Here is a 17,578-nt window from a genome sequence, read left to right on the forward strand (position 1 = left end):
AGCTCCCACTGACTAAGAGCCCAGTCATCACCCCTTCGAGTGGGTGGCACTCTCGACCCAACTTGGAAAAATTGAGTCTGCAGTAACGGTGGGTCGCAGGATTATAGAGAAGAGCGAAGAAAAAATCACCTCTTTTTGAACAAAATCACGATTTTTTTCTTCGTTATCTAAAAATCGCAGACAGCCTTTAACCTAAATGCTCCCGAGCCAAGTATTCGTGACTCTGCATTTCAATCAGGCGTGACTGACAACGTTTGAATTCAAACTCCAGATGCCCTTGTGTATACAGGGCTTCTAAGGCAACTTCTGCCGAAATAATCAGTTTAACGTGTCGCTCGTAAAACTCGTCCACCAGAGCAATAAAACGTCGCGCCGCATCGTCAATATTGCGCCCCATTTGTTTCACGTCTGACAGCAATACCGTGTGATACAGTTTGGAGAGTTCAATATAGTCATTTTGGCTACGGGCGGTTTCGCACAGCTGGGCAAACGTCGCCTGAAGCACCCCGTCACAACTGGCGACAACCTCCAATTGACGATGATTGATGTCAATCTTCTGTTGGTAAGCTTTGTCTTCACCGACCAATTGACGGAAATAACGCATCAGATTACTGCGGGCGGCGTCATCAATTGGAAAGTGGTAAATCTCCGCCTGCTCCAGCGTACGTAGCCGATAGTCGACGCCACTGTCGACATTCAGGATGTGGCAATGCGTTTCGATCAATTCAATCGCCGGCAGAAAACGCGCACGCTGTAAGCCATTGCGGTACAGAGCATGTGGCGGAATGTTCGACGTCGCGACCAAAATCACCCCGCGTCTGAACAGAGCCTGAAACAGAGTGCCCAGTATCATGGCATCGGTAATATCAGAAACAAAAAACTCATCAAAACAAATGACGTCCGCTTCCGACTTAAACTTATCAGCGACACACTCAAGCGGATCGCTCACCTCGGCCAGGGCCGCCAGTTCATCATGCACCCGGTACATGAAACGGTGAAAATGGACGCGCATTTTTTTCTGGATAGGTAAGGCGTCATAAAACGCGTCCATCAGATAGGTTTTACCGCGCCCCACTCCCCCCCAGAAATACAGCCCTTTCGGCGCCTCCGCCTGACTTGCCTTTTTACCGGACAAACGCTGCCATAATGATCGCGTCGCTGGTGGCTGGTTCACATGCTCGAGAATCTGATGATAAAGGCTATCTAGGGCGTCGACAGCTTGTTGCTGAGCGGCATCGTGTTGAAAGCCAGGAGTTAAAAGATCGTTCTCGTATCGCTGCTTGGGAGTCATACACCTTTCCATTCAAACTTCTAATCGGAGCACACGCATTTTGCTTTATCCAATCTGGGACTCATAGTACCATGTGATTTGAACATGTGTAACCAACCGGTAAAAAACATGTTAAATAACAATGATAAGGAGCTATTATGCCTTGGATTTATGCCCTTGTTGGCCTGTTAGTAGGTGCGGTCTTGGGGATTGTGATTACCCGAATCATGACCCCTGAGTACAAAAAGCAAAAGAACATTCAGAAAGACCTGGATGCGGCTAAGTTCGAGATAGAGCAGCATCGCCAGGAATTGGCTGACCATTTTGCCCAGGCCGCAGAAATGCTGGATACACTGGGTAAAGATTACACTAAGCTGTATCAGCACATGGCGAAGACCTCTGTCGAGCTCCTTCCTAACCTGCCAGAGCAGGATAATCCATTCACGAAGAAACTCACCCAGGCGGAAGAGCCGCGTGATGTCGTGGATGAACTGAGCGAGCAGGCACCGAAAGACTACGCCAGCGGCGCCACCGGCTTACTGCGTGAGCAGGAAAAAGAGATCATTCGCTCCGCCGATGTGGTGAACGTCAAAGCCTCATAAATCGCACTGGTGAACTAAACAAAGGTTTTTGAGTCATAACTCTCAGATGTAGCAATTGTTTTTTAATATTTCGGACAAATATTAACCTCAATGGCGTTAACTGAAAGGAGTTAAAACGATGAAAAAACCTTTGCTTGCCTTAACCATCCTGTCGTTAAGCATAAGTTCACTCATCACCCCTATATCGGCCACCGCAGCCTTGCCTTTTTCTGCCAGCGGTGAACAGCTGCCGAGCCTGGCCCCAATGCTTGAAAAAGTCACACCAGCGGTGGTCAGCATTGCCGTCGAAGGCACTCAGGTATCCAAACAGCGTCTTCCCGAACAGTTCCGTTTCTTCTTTGGCCCTGACTTTCCGACTGAGCAGCTTCAGGAACGTCCTTTCCGCGGACTGGGCTCCGGCGTAATTATCGATGCCGGGAAAGGCTATATCGTCACCAACTATCACGTCATCAACGGCGCCGAGAAAATCCGGGTCAAGCTGCACGATGGTCGTGAATACAAAGCAGAGCTGATCGGCGGTGATAAAATGTCTGACGTCGCGCTATTGCAGATCGAGAAAGCGAAGAATTTAACGGAAATTAAGATTGCAGATTCGGATAGATTGCGGGTCGGTGATTTCGCCGTGGCCATCGGTAACCCGTTTGGCCTTGGCCAGACCGTCACCTCGGGGATTGTGTCAGCGCTGGGGCGCAGCGGGCTCAACATCGAAAACTTCGAGAACTTCATTCAGACCGACGCGGCCATCAACAGCGGTAACTCGGGCGGTGCTCTGGTCAACCTAAATGGTGAGCTGATCGGTATCAATACCGCCATTCTAGGCCCAAGCGGCGGCAACGTCGGTATCGGCTTTGCTATCCCATCCAATATGATGAAAAATCTCGCCGACCAAATTCTGGAATTTGGTGAGGTCAAACGCGGCATGCTGGGGGTTCAGGGGGGCGAAGTCACCTCAGAGCTGGCTGACGCCCTGGGTTACGAGTCCAGTAAAGGGGCCTTTGTTAGCCAGGTGGTGCCTGACAGCGCCGCCGATAAAGCGGGGCTACAAGCTGGTGATGTCATCGTGTCGGTCAATGGCAAAGCGATCAACACCTTCTCAGAGCTGCGCGCTAAAGTCGCCACCCTGGGAGCTGGTAAAGAAGTCACGCTCGGCGTGGTACGTGACGGCAAAGAACGCAGCTTCCGGGTCACACTGGGCGAGCAAACCAACATCAAGACCGCTGCCGAGAAACTGCATGAAGGACTGACTGGCGCCGAGCTAACCAACACCACCAAAGGCGATCCGGTGACCGGCGTTAAAGTAACCGAAGTGAAAAAAGGCTCACCAGCTGAAGCTTATCAGTTGCAGACCGGCGACATCATCATCGGTGTGAACCGTCACCGGGTGAAAAACCTCGCGGACCTGCGTGCAGTGCTGGAGAAAAACCCGGGAGTTCTGGCGCTGAATATTCAACGGGGTGAACGTTCGATATACTTAGTCGTTCGCTAGACAAAACGCGACTCGCTTACCAAAGGGCAGCTCAGAGATGAGCTGCCCTTTTATTATTTTGAGATCTGATGCTATGCTCTGCGATTCGAATTATGTTAATTGGGGCGTTATGAGAAAACTATGCTGAAATTCCTGTTGCGGTCAGTGTTATTGGGTGTTCTGACTGCCGCTCTCCTGATCCTCGCGGTGCCTTCTTTGCGTTCCAATGTGATTCCCGTGGTCGACACCGCCAGCCCTCAAGATTTGAGCAACTTGCAGATTTCCTTCAATAGCGCTTACCGACGTGCTGCGCCGGCCGTGGTCAATATCTACAGCCGCAAGTATGCTGAAAATGACCGCACCAAATTGTCGACGCAGGGCTTGGGATCCGGCGTGATTGTGAACCCGAAAGGCTACATCATCACCAATTATCATGTCGTCGCTCAGGCCGATCAGATCATCGTAGCACTGCAAGACGGTCGCGTCGCCGCTGCGCAGCTGGTGGGCAAAGATCGCCGCACGGATATCGCGATTCTGCGTATTGAACTGTCCAGCCTGCCGGTGATCCCGCTCAACCCGAATTACTCGCCCAACGTCGGCGACGTCGTCCTGGCGATCGGTAACCCATACAATCTGGGACAGACCACGACCTTTGGCATCATCTCCGCTACCGGGCGTTCATCAATCAGCGCCGATGGACGCCAGGCCTTTATTCAAACGGATGCTGCCATCAATCAGGGGAACTCCGGAGGCGCACTGGTTAACACACGGGGGGAACTGGTTGGCATCAATACTGCGTCGTTCCAACAAGCCACCGATCTGGAGACCTATGGTATCTCGTTTGCTATTCCGTATGCGCTGGCGAGTAAAATCATGGAAAAAATCATCGCTGATGGCCGGGTGATCCGCGGCTATATCGGTGTCGATGGTCAGGACATCAACCCGGTTACAGCCCGTCTGCTGGGTAATGAACATATGGGTGGTATCATCGTACTGGGGGTGGACCCCAATGGGCCTGCCAGCACCGCGGGCTTTCAGGCTCAGGACATTATCCTGAAAATCGATGGCGAAAAAGTCAACGGCCGACAAAGTGTGATGGACCTGGTTACTGACCTGCGTCCAGGTACCACCGTTGATGTGCTGATCCTACGTAAAGGCGAAGAGAAAACCCTGACAGTGACCGTTGCGGAAGACACCCGCTAGTACCGCGATTAAACCAACAGTCACAGATATAAACATCCCCGCTCATTGGCGGGGATGTTTCTTGTTACTCTTCTTCGGCAGGTTCCGTTGCGTCACTTTCCACGTCAATCCGGGTTACGCGCTGCAACCCCCTTGGCAGTAAGCTGCCACGACGGCCTCGTTCACCACGGAAATTCTCCAGGTCCGCCGGCTTCAGGCCTAACTTGCGTTTTCCGGCATAAAGCGTCACCGAGCAGCCTTGCGGCAAGGCCATCAGGTGCGAGACAAACTCTTCACGCTCTTTGGCTTTCGCTGCCGGAATGTTGATGATCTTGTTTCCTTTCCCTTTGCCCAGTTGCGGCAGGTCTTTGATCGGGAACAGTAACATCCGGCCCTGGTTAGTGATCGCCAGAATTTCATCGGAGTCGAGATCATTGATGCTTTGCGGCGTCATGATTTCCGAGTTTTGCGGCAATGTCACCAGCGCTTTACCACTGCGGTTTTTCGACAGCATATCCGCGCCTTTACACACGAAGCCGTAACCAGCATCCGAGCCAATCAACCACAGCTGATCTTCTTCACCCATCACAACCTGACGCACATGCGTGCCGGCACTAATATTGAGTCGCCCAGTGATCGGTTCACCCTGGCTACGCGCAGACGGCATAGAGTGCGATTCGAGTGAATAACTGCGACCATCACTGCCAAGGAATACGGCCTGTTGGTTGCTCTTACCGATGGCATGAGCCAGATACTTATCGCCAGACTTGTAGTTAAGCCCTTCCGCATTGACGTCATGACCTTTGGCGTGACGGATCCAGCCTTTTTCTGACAACACAACCGTGATCGGCTCACTTGGCACCAGGTCACGTTCAGTCAGCGCTTTGGCTTCCGCACGTTCTATCAGCGGTGAACGGCGGTCGTCGCCATACTTCTCAGCATCGGCTTTGATCTCTTTCTTCAGCAAGGTATTCAGACGGCGTTCGGAACCCAGCAGTTGTTCCAGTTTCTCACGCTCTTTTTCCAGCTCTTCCTGTTCACCGCGGATCTTCATCTCTTCCAGCTTAGCCAGATGACGAAGTTTGGTGTCGAGGATAGCGTCCGCCTGAATGTCGGTGATACCAAAGCGCGCCATCAGCACGGCTTTCGGATCGTCTTCGGTCCGGATGATTTCAATCACTTCATCGAGATTCAGATACGCGACCAGCAAACCTTCCAGAATGTGCAGACGTGCCAGCACTTTATCCAGACGGTATTGCAAACGACGACGTACGGTCTCACGACGGAACTCAATCCATTCGCTCAGGATTTGCACCAGCCCTTTGACTTGTGGACGGTTGTCCAGACCGATCATATTCAGGTTAACGCGGTAATTTCTTTCCAGATCCGTCGAGGCGAACAAATGGTTCATCAGTTGCTCGCTGTCGACCCGGTTCGAACGCGGAACGATCACGATACGCGTCGGATTCTCGTGATCCGATTCATCACGCAAATCGTCGACCATCGGTAGCTTCTTGGCGCGCATCTGGTTGGCGATCTGTTCCAGCAACTTCGCACCGGAAACCTGATGTGGCAACGCGGTCACCACAATGTCACTGCCTTCTTTGTGCCATACCGCACGCATTTTAATGCTGCCGCGACCGTTGCGATAAATCTTCTCGATTTCCGCTTTGGGTGAAATGATCTCCGCTTCCGTCGGATAATCCGGTCCTTTAACGTAATCCATCACCTCGGGCAGTTCCGCTTTCGGATTATCGATCAGGTGGATGGTCGCATCGGCAATTTCACGTACGTTATGCGGTGGAATGTCGGTGGCCATGCCGACGGCAATGCCGGTCACGCCATTGAGCAGAATATGTGGCAGTCGGGCTGGCAACATTTGCGGCTCTTTCATCGTGCCATCAAAGTTTGGTTGCCACTCAACCGTGCCCTGACCCAGTTCCCCGAGCAGTACTTCGGCAAACTTGGACAGTTTCGCTTCGGTATAACGCATCGCAGCGAACGATTTCGGATCGTCCGGTGCCCCCCAGTTCCCCTGACCATCAACCAGAGGATACCGGTAGGAGAATGGCTGCGCCATCAAGACCATGGCTTCGTAACAGGCGGAATCACCGTGAGGGTGATATTTACCCAATACGTCACCGACGGTACGCGCGGATTTTTTGTACTTAGCCGAAGCGGACAATCCCAGCTCCGACATGGCGTAAATGATACGTCGCTGAACCGGCTTCAGGCCATCACCAATGTATGGCAATGCCCGGTCCATGATGACGTACATGGAGTAATTCAGATAAGCGTCTTCGGTAAACTTGCGCAGTGGCAGTTGTTCAACGCCATCGTAGGTAATTTCAGTAGACATGGTTAAACCTCAACCTCCGCCTGATCGCCGTTGCGTTGCAGCCAACTGCGACGGTCATCGGCACGCTTTTTACCCAGCAGCATATCCATCATTTCATTGGTTGCTTCATCGTCATCGATGGTCAGTTGCACCAGACGACGCGTGTTCGGATCCATCGTGGTTTCACGCAACTGCAGCGGGTTCATTTCACCCAAACCTTTGAATCGCTGAACGTTGATTTTGGCTTTTTTCTTACTCAAACGTTCAAGGATGCCGTCTTTCTCGCCGTCATCCAACGCGTAAAAGACCTCTTTACCACAATCGATGCGATACAGCGGCGGCATCGCCACATAAACGTGTCCTGCCTCAACCAACGCACGGAAATGGCGGGTAAACAACGCACACAACAAGGTGGCGATGTGCAGACCATCTGAGTCCGCATCGGCCAGAATGCAGACTTTGCCGTAACGCAGGCTGTCCAGATTATCGCTGTCCGGGTCGATCCCCAATGCAACGGAAATATCGTGCACTTCCTGCGACGCCAGCACCTGATCCGCCGACACTTCCCAGGTATTAAGAATCTTACCGCGCAGTGGCATCACCGCCTGAAATTCGCGATCGCGGGCTTGTTTCGCACTGCCGCCGGCCGAGTCCCCTTCCACCAGGAACAGCTCGGTACGGTTGAGGTCCTGCACCGAACAATCGGTCAGTTTCCCCGGCAGAGCCGGGCCAGACGCGACTTTCTTACGCACCACTTTTTTGCTCGCGCGCATACGGCGATGCGCATTAGCAATACACACTTCCGCTAGTTGCTCAGCCAGTTGCGGCTTTTCATTCAACCACAAACTGAACGCATCTTTGACGACGCCAGAAACAAAGGCTGCCGTCTGACGTGACGACAGACGTTCTTTAGTCTGCCCTGCAAATTGGGGATCCTGCATTTTGACCGACAGCACGTAACTACAGCGGTCGAACACGTCATCACCGGTCAGCTTGACACCACGTGGTAGCAGGTTACGGAACTCACAAAATTCGCGCATCGCATCCAGCAGGCCCTGACGCAACCCATTCACATGGGTGCCTCCCTGCGCTGTCGGGATCAGGTTGACGTAGCTTTCGGTGATCATCTCACCGCCTTCCGGCTGCCAGATCACCGCCCAGGTAACCGCTTCCGTTTCCGCAGAAAATTCGCCGGTAAATGGTTCTTCCGGTAACACCGGATAGCCTTTGACACCTTCGGCCAGATAGTCTTTCAGACCGTCTTCATAGAGCCACCGGTGCTCTTTGCCATTGACCTTGTCACTGAAGGTGATTTCAAGACCAGGGCACAGCACCGCTTTAGCACGCAGGTTGTTGACCAGACGCGTCACAGAGAAGTTAGCGGAGTCAAAATATTTGGCTTCAGGCCAGAAGTGCACGCTGGTGCCCCGATTACGGCGGCCACAGGTACCAGTCACAGTCAGATCTTCGACCTTATCACCGTGTTCAAAGGCAATTTCATACACCTGACCATCGCGGCGCACGGTTACTTCCACACGCTTGGACAGGGCGTTCACCACCGAAATGCCCACGCCGTGCAGACCACCGGAGAACTGATAGTTTTTGTTGGAGAATTTACCACCGGCGTGCAGCTTGCAAAGGATCAATTCAACCCCGGAAACCTTCTCTTCCGGGTGAATATCAACAGGCATACCACGACCATCATCGATCACTTCAAGTGACTGGTCGGCATGAAGAATCACTTGTACCTTGGAGGCATGTCCGGCTAACGCTTCATCGACACTGTTGTCGATCACTTCCTGACCCAGATGGTTTGGGCGAGCGGTATCCGTATACATCCCTGGTCGGCGACGTACTGGTTCTAAACCATTAAGAACCTCAATGGCTCCAGCATTATATTGTTCAGTCATAATACGGAATGCTTTCGTAAATAAATAATGAGTTACTTTACGCTCTGTTCATGAATGTTTTTGTGATTTGAGCAAAAAACGGTCAGCCATGGCTGATTTATCCGCCATGAAACGCAGCAAAGTATAGGTGGAACATAGTCTGGAAGAGCTCGACTTATGTCAAGCGACATAAGTGAGTAACAGGCAAAATTATGACTCTTCCCTCAATGAGCGCAAAGAGATGTATTACAGCCCTAAGAACTGAATAATCGCGGGCGGATAACGTTCAAAACCGACAAAACTGTGGTCTCCTCCCTGTTCAATGGTTTGTTTGGCGGCAGCAAACTTACTGACGGCCTGACGATAGTCGAGCACTTCATCCCCCGTCTGCTGCAGCAGCCAAAAATCTTGCGGATCAGCGAGCACCGGCACATCGAGTGCTTTCAGCTCTTCAATATGCGCCTTCGTCAACTGGTAACGCTCGTGGGTATACGGGTTTTCCTGTTCCCCGAGGTAATCCACCAACAACTCATATGGACGTACGGCCGGATTCACCACTACCGCTTTAAAGCCATAGCCTTGATTGAGCCAGGTCGACAAGTAGCCGCCAAGCGAACTGCCCACCAGACCAATGCGGTAATCATTCTGATACTGCTCCACAAGTTGCGTGAGCAGCTCTGCCGCTTGCTGCGGGAAACAAGGTAACTGCGGAACCACAACTTTGATGTCCGGGCGGTGTGTCTGGCAGTAGCTTTTCATGTCCGATGCTTTGACCGACAACGGCGAGCTGTTAAACCCGTGGATGTACAGTAGCAGTGGCTTTTTCATTCAGTACCCCGAAGCGCTGAAGTCAGGCAAGAAATGTCCTTCCGGCAGTCGCTGCACCTGAGTGTGCAAAGTGCCGTCTTGACACAGTTCCAGCTCACGCCATCCAGGTGACTGACGATCAAGCGCAAAATCGTTTGAGCGAGGTTTAAACTGCACGCAAGTTGAGGGGGTGGCCATCACTCGGACATCGCCACGTTGCAGATCCATTTCCTGATGAATATGGCCGCACAACACCGCACGAACATTGCTGTGTTTATCCACGATCTCCCAGAACGCCTCACTGTCTTTGAGGGTATGCTGATCCAGCCAGGCACTGCCAACCAACAATGGGTGATGATGCAATAGCACCAGCGTGTAACGATCCGGGTGAGCGCTCAACTGATTATCCAGCAAGGTCAATTGAGCATCACTCAACCGTCCGTGCGGGACCCCCACAACCTGCGAGTCCAGCAGAATCATCTGCCAGTGTTCGCCGAGCAGCACATGCTCTGCGGTCTGGATTTGCTGCGACGGCAGAATCGCCCCCATGCTGGGCTTATAATCGTGATTGCCCGGCAACCAGAAACATGGCTGGCTCAGTGGCTGGATACCACGCTCAAACTTCTCATACGACTCGCGGCTGTGGTCCTGAGAAATATCTCCGGTAGCCAGAATGGCATCAAACCCCACCTGCCGCTCAAGAATGGCTGCCACCACAGCATGAAAACTCTCCGCCGTGTTGACACTGAGTAAGCTTCCGTCTTCGGGCGCAAACAGATGAGTATCTGTAATCTGCAGCAGTTTGATCCGCTGATCTGTTGAGCTTGACGACACGTTCAAAATCTAAAACCTAAAGTAATTATTAATTTGTCTGAATCGGAGTCCGGCTGATTCCGTGTTTGAGGCAAAACGTCAGCCAGTCGCCAAGAAAACGGTTTAACTGAGCTTTTTCGTCCCGCTGTACCATGTTGACATTGGGGTACTCGTAACGCGGCTGAACACGGCTGACGCTGTCACTGCCACACACCTCTGCCACACGAGCATCGTGGTACAGCCTGACAGACATTTTTGGCAATGGAAACACCGGAATATCATCACTTTGACAGATGTCGACCAAAGTTGTGTACTTTGTGACTTCGCCCACTTCCAACTGATAAGTCATGCTGGCCGCCTGATAGCAGCGCACGTCCCCGACGCTCGGCTGGTGTGGCAGCAAAGCGTTCAGTTTGGCGTAGTTGGTCTCATAAACCCGCATCAACTCCGCCAAATCAACGTGATACGGTTTTCTCAGTGCTACTTCAGCCATTGTGATCTTAAATGCTCATAATTGAGTTCTAACCATTGCAGTGCAATTATTGAGGCACCATTCTCAAATTTACCTTCCCGTACATATTGATACGCTTGTGCACGTGACAACACCCGTACGCGGATGTCTTCGCCTTCATAATCCAGCCCGTGAATGCCCTTGGCCGTGGACGCGTCCACTTCACCGACAAACACATCCAACATTTCCGAGCAGCCCCCTGCTGACGGGTAGTAAGAGGTGACTTTTTCCATGCGACCGATGTTGATCCCCGCCTCTTCCGTCGCTTCCCGGCGAACCACTGCCTGAGCCGACTCATCACGATCGATCATTCCTGCAATGATTTCCAGTTGCCACGGATGTTGGTGCTCCAGCGCACCTACCCGGATCTGCTCGATGATGACCACTTTATCAGTTACCGGGTCATAAGGAAGCATAGCGGCTGCATGGCCTCTTTCAAACATCTCGCGTTCAATGGGCTCGCTCCAGCCACCAGCAAACAACTTATGCCTGAAACGATACTTTACCATCTTGAAGAAACCATGAAACAACGTCTCTTTGGCGATGATTTCTACATCGTCCACAGTAAACTCAGCTTGTTGCTCGTCAAATTGTTGCATTTATCACCTCTCTGAGTGAATCTAATAGTTTACGCAGAGAAGCACTGAACCACCAAGGACTTGGCTCAACTTTTTATACAATTTTTATAGTAAAATTTAAATTGATTAATTAAATTTATTGTACAATTGGACAGCTAAGTGTAAAAAAGTGCAAAGTTTCGAGTGAATTACCATCAAATTACGTTAGAATCTCAACAGTCACCCTCTTTGAACCAGGCAGGTATAGGACCAATGAAAAAACTGCTTCCTCTATTTATCAGCGCTGCGCTCGGCAGTCTGAGTACTTCGGCATGGGCGGATACGCTGGCTGAAATTTACAACCAGGCAAAAGACAACGATCCAACGCTTATGAGCGCGGCCGCTCAGCGTGATACTGCATTCGAAGCAGTGAACTCAAGCCGTAGTGTATTGCTACCGCAAATTGACCTGACTGCCGGTTACAATATTAACCGCAGTGATGAAGACGCACGTGAAAACGACAAGCTGACCGCTGGCGTAAACTTCTCACAACAACTGTACAACCGTTCAAGCTGGATTTCGCTCGATACGGCCGAGAAAACTGCGCGCCAGGCAGACTCAACGTACGCGGCGGCGCAACAGGATCTGATCCTGCGTGTGGCTCAGGCGTACTTCGATGTACTACGCGCTCAGGACAACCTCGAATTTGTCCGCGCGGAAAAAGCCGCGGTGGGTCGCCAACTCGAGCAAACCAAACAACGTTTTGAAGTTGGCTTGTCTGCCATCACCGACGTGCATGACGCCCAGGCTCAATACGATGCGGTTCTGGCAGATGAAGTCCTGGCACAAAATGACCTGACCAACAGCTATGAAGGTCTGCGTCAGATCACCGGACAAGATCACGCCAATCTGTATGTTCTGGATACCAAACGTTTCTCTGCCAGCAAACCTGGTGAAGGTGCAGAGTCACTGGTGAAAGAAGCCGAGCAACGCAACCTGCAGCTATTGAGTGCACGTATTTCTCAGGACATCGCGCGCGACAACATCTCTCTGGCGAGCTCTGGGCATCTGCCATCACTGACGCTGGACGGCGGCTACAACTTCGGTAACGACAGCAACAGCAACGCCAACAATGGGCCGAATGAACAGTACAACGACTTCAACATCGGTGTGAACCTGTCGGTACCTCTTTACACCGGCGGCAACATCAACTCGCAAACCAAGCAGGCTGAATACCAGTACGTGGCAGCGAGCCAGGATCTGGAAGCGACTTACCGCAGTGTGGTCCGTGATGTTCGTGCGTTTAACAACAACATTAGCGCGTCTATCGGTGCGATCCGTGCCTACGAACAGTCGGTTGTGTCGGCCAGATCGGCTCTGGAAGCAACGGAAGCGGGCTTTGATGTCGGCACCCGTACCATTGTGGACGTACTGGACGCGACCCGTCGCCTGTACGATGCCAACAAAAACCTCTCGGATGCTCGCTACAACTACATCATTAGCGTACTGCAACTGCGTCAGGCTATCGGTACTCTGAATGAGCAGGATGTCATGGACATCAGCGCCGGCCTGAAACCAGCACCGGCGTCTAAGCCAGGTAAAACCTCGTAAACCGGGTTCAAGATACGCAAAAGCCGCTGACAACAGCGGCTTTTTTCTTGTCGATGTCCCGGCCCTGGTCTCTGGCCATGACCGGAATCCCACTCACAGCACTTAACCTTTGCCGCCTTTAATCGCATCGATGATTTCGGTGGTCGAGCAGCCATCTTCAAAGTTCAGTACTCGTACTTCACCGCCGTTGGCAATCACTTCCTTACCTCCTGCGATCTCTTCCGGCTTGTAATCACCGCCTTTGACCAGCATATCCGGCAGCACCTCTGAGATCAGGCGTTGCGGCGTATCTTCACCAAACGGCACCACCCAGTCCACTGCGCCCAGCCCCGCCAGTACTGCCATACGGCGATCCGTCGGATTGACCGGACGACCCGGCCCTTTGAGGCGCTTCACCGATTCATCCGTATTAACGGCAACGATTAATCGATCGCCCAACTCGGCCGCGTGATTGAGGTAAGACACATGACCAGCATGCAGAATGTCAAAGCAGCCATTGGTCATCACCACTTTCTCCCCTTTCGCCTGAGCTCGCTTCACGGCTTCGATCAGCGCAGATTCAGAGATCACACCGTAGTCGGTATCTTTGCTACCGTGGATCGCTTCCGCCAGCTCAATGGTCGACACCGTTGACGTGCCCAGTTTACCCACGACCACACCGGCTGCCGCGTTTGCCAGCGCACACGCTTCATCCAGAGGTTTACCCGCAGAAACCGACGCCGCCAGGACCGAAATCACCGTGTCACCGGCCCCGGTCACATCAAAGACTTCTTTTGCCTGAGTCGGCAGATGGAACGGCTCCTGACCACGACGCAACAATGTCATCCCGTGTTCACTGCGTGTCACCAACAGAGCTTCAAAGTCAAACTGTTCGATCAGCGCCAACCCTTTGCGGACCAGTTCCTCTTCATTGCGAACTTTGCCCACCACCAATTCAAACTCTGTCATGTTCGGTGTCAGCAGAGTCGCGCCGCGGTAACGTTCAAAGTCGGCCCCTTTCGGGTCAATGAACACAGGTACCTGAGCCGCACGGGCTTTCTGGATCAGTTGCTGCACATTTTCCAGCGCACCTTTGTCGTAGTCCGACAGGATCACCGCCCCCACTTTGGGTAGTGCACGCTCCATACGCTCATTGATTAACGCCGGATCCACGTCTTCAAACTTGTCTTCAAAGTCAAGGCGGATCAGCTGCTGACCGCGGCTCAGCACCCGCAGTTTGGTCACGGTCGGGTAGTTAGGCAACGCCACGAAATCACAACTCACTTTGAGCGCCGTAAGTGTCTCAGTCAGTACCTTGGCTGGCTCATCCATCCCGGTTAAACCGACGATATGGGCGTGTCCCCCCAGCGACGCAATGTTCATCGCAACGTTGGCGGCCCCGCCTGGACGCTCTTCGTTATTCTCTACTTTGACTACCGGCACCGGGGCTTCTGGAGAAATGCGCCCGGTTGGCCCATACCAGTAGCGATCAAGCATCACATCACCAATGATCAACACGCCCGATGAGCTGTAATCAGGTAGGATTGGTTTCATTGTGGATCTCCAATATTAATTTCTGCGCGAAGTGTAGCACAGGCAAAAAAGTCACTAAACTCCTGCTTTGACCTCAGCCAAGCCATTGGTTCCATCCTTGGATCACCACATTGCGCTCGGCGGTCAGCTTTTCTTCAGCCACGTCGGCGTCCAGATTGAGTAAATTGCGGTGATGGATATGATCGCGCATCGTGGTGTACGCCTGAGTCAGGGCCATCGCCTGAGTTTCATCCATAATGCCTTGCTGGAGCATCGACTCAAAAATACGCACGTTGTCCGACCAACGGGTCAGTTTCGGTTTTTCATGGCTGTAGCGCAGGACCAGGTACTGAGCGAGAAATTCAATGTCGGTGATGCCACCCGGATCTTGCTTAAGCATAAAACGCCCCGCCTTTTTCCCGCCAAGATGCTCACGCATCTTATGACGCATCTCGACCACCTCACGTTTGAGGGTCGCCTCATCCCGTGGACGGGCAAGAATGCCATGACGGATTTGATGAAACGCCTGTTGCAGCGGCGCGTCACCGTAAATCATCCGCGCACGAACCAGGGCCTGATGTTCCCAGGTCCAGGCTTCGGTTTGCTGGTATTCGGCAAACGCCTCCGTCGGACTGACCAGCAGTCCAGAAGCCCCGGATGGCCGTAAACGAGTGTCCGCTTCATACAGAATGCCAGACGCCGTGCGTGTGGAAAAAATATGAATGATGCGCTGCGCGAGACGCAAATAGAACTGACGGCCATCGATCTCTTTTTTGCCGTCGGTATACACGTTCACCGGGCAGTCGTGCATGAACACGATATCCAGATCTGAGTTGTACCCCAACTCCCAACCGCCTACTTTCCCATAGCCGACGACGGCAAAACCTTTGCCTTCTCGCTCGCGCAAATGGGTAGGTTCACCGTATTTTTCCGCCATCTGCTGCCAGGCCTGGTGCACCACCGCCTCGACGATCGCTTCAGCCAGATAGGTCAAATGGTCGCTGACTTTCATCACTGGCAGCACGCCGGCAATGTCGGCCGCAGCAATACGCAGCATGCAGATCTGTTTGAACTGGCGCAGCGCTTCCATCTGCTGCTCAAGATCGTCTTCCGGAATGCGGGCCAGAAAGTCACGTAATTCTGTTTGATAGGAGTCAAGCGGCACCGGATTGTACAAATGCTGTGGATCAATCAGCTCATCCAGCAGAATCGGATAACGCCCCAATTGCTCGGAAATCATCGGACTGGCGGTACACAGGCGAACCAGTTGAGTCAACGCGGCCGGATGCTCATCCAGCAGCTCGAGATAGGTAGTGCGCGTCACAATTTTATGCAGCAGATGCAAAACCCGGGGCAAGCCAAAGCGGGCGTCCTGATGGTCGAAAATCGCTTTGAATATTTTGGGCATTAAACGATTTAAGACTTCACGTCCGCGTGGGCCGAGTGTTTTCTTGGCCAGATCATCTTTAAAGTGGACGATCACCCGCGCCATGACATCCGGCTCATCACTATGGACGTCTTGCTCCAGAATGTGGCTCATCACTTCCGGCTTGTGGGCCATGTCCCATAGCTCGTGGTAATACTGCTCGGTGTTCGACTCTTCGTCGTCATCGGCACCGATCAGCTCGGCAAAAATAGCGTGTACCGCAGCCATGTGAGTTTGAGTTTCCGACAGCAATGCACGCCAATCCGGGTAGCCCATCGCGGTCGCCAGCTTGAGTTGTTCGAGCTCGCAATCTGGCAGGGTTTGGGTCTGTTTGTCACCCATCGCCTGCAGCAGGTTTTCCTGGCGGCGCAGGTAACAATATGCCTCGCGCAATACATGGACTTCTTCTGGTTTCAGCAAACCGAGCTCACCAATCGCCTCTAAGGTTTCCAGTAACCCCCGCTGACGCAGCGAAGGCTCGCGTCCCCCCCGAATCAGCTGGAATACCTGCGCAATAAATTCCACCTCCCGAATGCCACCAGCGCCCAGCTTAATGTTATTACTCAACCCTCGCCGGCGTACTTCGCTGGAAATCATCGACTTCATCCGTCGCAGCGACTGGACCGCGCTGAAATCGATGTAACGACGGAACACAAAAGGCCGCAGCATCTGACGCAGTTCCTGATATTGCGGGTACATTTCACTGCCCATGACCCGGGCTTTGACCATGGCATAGCGCTCCCAGTCACGGCCTTGTTCCTGATAATAATCTTCCAGCGCAGCGTAGCTCATCACCAGCGGGCCACTTTCCCCAAACGGACGCAAACGCATGTCGACCCGATAACAGAAACCGTCGAACGTGTGCTGATCGAGGGCTTTGATGATGCGCTGACCAAGACGGGTAAAAAATTGGGCATTGGCGATGCTGCGTCGTGCGCCCTGCGTTTCGCCATTTTCCGGATAGGTAAAAATCAAGTCGATGTCTGACGAGAAGTTGAGTTCACCGCCCCCCAGTTTGCCCATGCCGATAATCAGCATCGGCTGTGCTTCACCTTGCTCATTGCACGGCGTGCCCCACTCCTGACAACAGCTCTGGTACTGCCAGTGGTAAGTCTCAAAGATCATCGCCTCTGCCAGCTCGGATAAGTGCGCCAGACTCTCTTCTAATGTCCACAGATTGAGAAAATCACGCCAGGCAATCAGCACCATTTCCCGGTTGCGAAACTGACGCAATACCCGGTGACCACTCATTTCATCCGCACAGCTGGTCAACAGCGAGTTAAGACGGGAACGGTATTGAGCTGCCCGATCGGATTCAGCCAACATCTCGGGCAGGCTGCGCAGTAAGGTCTCGTCGCGCTGCAAAGCTTCAGTCACAAATTGACTGAGACCGGCAATATAGTGCAGTTGTTGTTGATGTTGCTTGGGCCAATCGGCGTAAGCCGGCTGTTGAATGATCCCTTCCAGAGCAGTCTCAGCAACAGGCTGGAGTGGCGCGGGTAATTGCATGATTCTTCCTTGCTTTTGGCGAGCGTGAAACCTTAATGTCATGAACTCATTTATACCAGAGTTTCCGCAATAAAAAACGCCCACTG

General features: G+C 52.6%; 13 protein-coding genes. 4 read left to right on the plus strand and 9 right to left on the minus strand.

Translation table 11 applies throughout. The annotated features are described in order from the left end of the window. Positions 1–187 precede the first annotated feature (187 nt). Positions 188–1,291, minus strand: a complete 1,104-nt coding sequence (gene zapE / locus CAG65_RS09705; RefSeq protein WP_161453505.1) for a cell division protein ZapE — start codon at positions 1,289–1,291, stop codon at positions 188–190. Between the two features lie 137 nt (positions 1,292–1,428). Between zapE and zapG the strand changes: the two genes are divergently transcribed. From zapG to degS, 3 genes are all read left to right on the plus strand, one after another. Then, entirely contained in the window at positions 1,429–1,872 is a 444-nt protein-coding gene (gene zapG, locus CAG65_RS09710) for a Z-ring associated protein ZapG (protein ID WP_161453506.1), read from the plus strand. A 118-nt stretch (positions 1,873–1,990) separates the two neighbouring features. After that, positions 1,991–3,358, plus strand: coding sequence for a DegQ family serine endoprotease (locus CAG65_RS09715; RefSeq protein WP_161453507.1), 1,368 nt, complete (start codon positions 1,991–1,993; stop codon positions 3,356–3,358). A gap of 120 nt (positions 3,359–3,478) precedes the next feature. After that, positions 3,479–4,540: an outer membrane-stress sensor serine endopeptidase DegS gene (degS, locus tag CAG65_RS09720; RefSeq protein WP_161453508.1), complete on the plus strand. Its 1,062-nt coding sequence runs from the start codon at positions 3,479–3,481 to the stop codon at positions 4,538–4,540. Between the two features lie 64 nt (positions 4,541–4,604). On the opposite strand, the gene parC is transcribed toward degS, so the two are convergent. The 6 genes from parC to nudF form a co-directional block, all read right to left on the minus strand. Beyond that, positions 4,605–6,878, minus strand: coding sequence for a DNA topoisomerase IV subunit A (gene parC, locus CAG65_RS09725; RefSeq protein WP_161453509.1), 2,274 nt, complete (start codon positions 6,876–6,878; stop codon positions 4,605–4,607). Positions 6,879–6,880: 2 nt separating this feature from the next. Continuing rightward, a complete protein-coding gene (gene parE, locus CAG65_RS09730) occupies positions 6,881–8,767 on the minus strand; it encodes a DNA topoisomerase IV subunit B (RefSeq protein WP_161453510.1) in 1,887 nt (628 codons plus the stop codon). Positions 8,768–8,992: 225 nt separating this feature from the next. Next, on the minus strand, positions 8,993–9,574 hold the full coding sequence (gene yqiA, locus CAG65_RS09735) for an esterase YqiA (RefSeq protein ID WP_021706941.1): 582 nt from the start codon (positions 9,572–9,574) through the stop codon (positions 8,993–8,995). Beyond that, the gene (gene cpdA / locus CAG65_RS09740; protein WP_021706940.1) at positions 9,575–10,393 is read right to left on the minus strand and encodes a 3',5'-cyclic-AMP phosphodiesterase; all 819 of its coding nucleotides are present in this window, start codon (positions 10,391–10,393) and stop codon (positions 9,575–9,577) included. A gap of 22 nt (positions 10,394–10,415) precedes the next feature. Next, positions 10,416–10,859 carry a DUF1249 family protein gene (locus CAG65_RS09745; protein ID WP_021706939.1) on the minus strand — a complete coding sequence of 148 codons (444 nt, stop codon included), beginning with the start codon at positions 10,857–10,859 and terminating at the stop codon, positions 10,416–10,418. Beyond that, a complete protein-coding gene (nudF, locus tag CAG65_RS09750; RefSeq protein ID WP_021706938.1) occupies positions 10,847–11,476 on the minus strand; it encodes an ADP-ribose diphosphatase in 630 nt (209 codons plus the stop codon). Before nudF ends, CAG65_RS09745 begins: the two co-directional genes overlap by 13 nt. Before the next feature lie 231 nt (positions 11,477–11,707). Here nudF and tolC point away from each other — a divergent pair, with 231 nt between their 5' ends. After that, positions 11,708–13,045 (plus strand): outer membrane channel protein TolC, encoded by a 1,338-nt coding sequence (gene tolC / locus CAG65_RS09755; RefSeq protein ID WP_161453511.1) that lies wholly within the window; start codon positions 11,708–11,710, stop codon positions 13,043–13,045. A 102-nt stretch (positions 13,046–13,147) separates the two neighbouring features. Here tolC and hldE read toward each other — a convergent pair whose 3' ends face one another. Both hldE and glnE read right to left on the minus strand, forming a co-directional pair. Next, positions 13,148–14,578, minus strand: coding sequence for a bifunctional D-glycero-beta-D-manno-heptose-7-phosphate kinase/D-glycero-beta-D-manno-heptose 1-phosphate adenylyltransferase HldE (gene hldE / locus CAG65_RS09760; protein WP_021706936.1), 1,431 nt, complete (start codon positions 14,576–14,578; stop codon positions 13,148–13,150). 73 nt (positions 14,579–14,651) lie between these two features. After that, positions 14,652–17,492: a bifunctional [glutamate--ammonia ligase]-adenylyl-L-tyrosine phosphorylase/[glutamate--ammonia-ligase] adenylyltransferase gene (gene glnE / locus CAG65_RS09765; protein WP_161453512.1), complete on the minus strand. Its 2,841-nt coding sequence runs from the start codon at positions 17,490–17,492 to the stop codon at positions 14,652–14,654. Positions 17,493–17,578 lie beyond the last annotated feature (86 nt).

Origin of the sequence: Vibrio sp. V39_P1S14PM300 (assembly GCF_009904765.1) — a bacterium.
Classification (GTDB): domain Bacteria; phylum Pseudomonadota; class Gammaproteobacteria; order Enterobacterales; family Vibrionaceae; genus Vibrio; species Vibrio proteolyticus.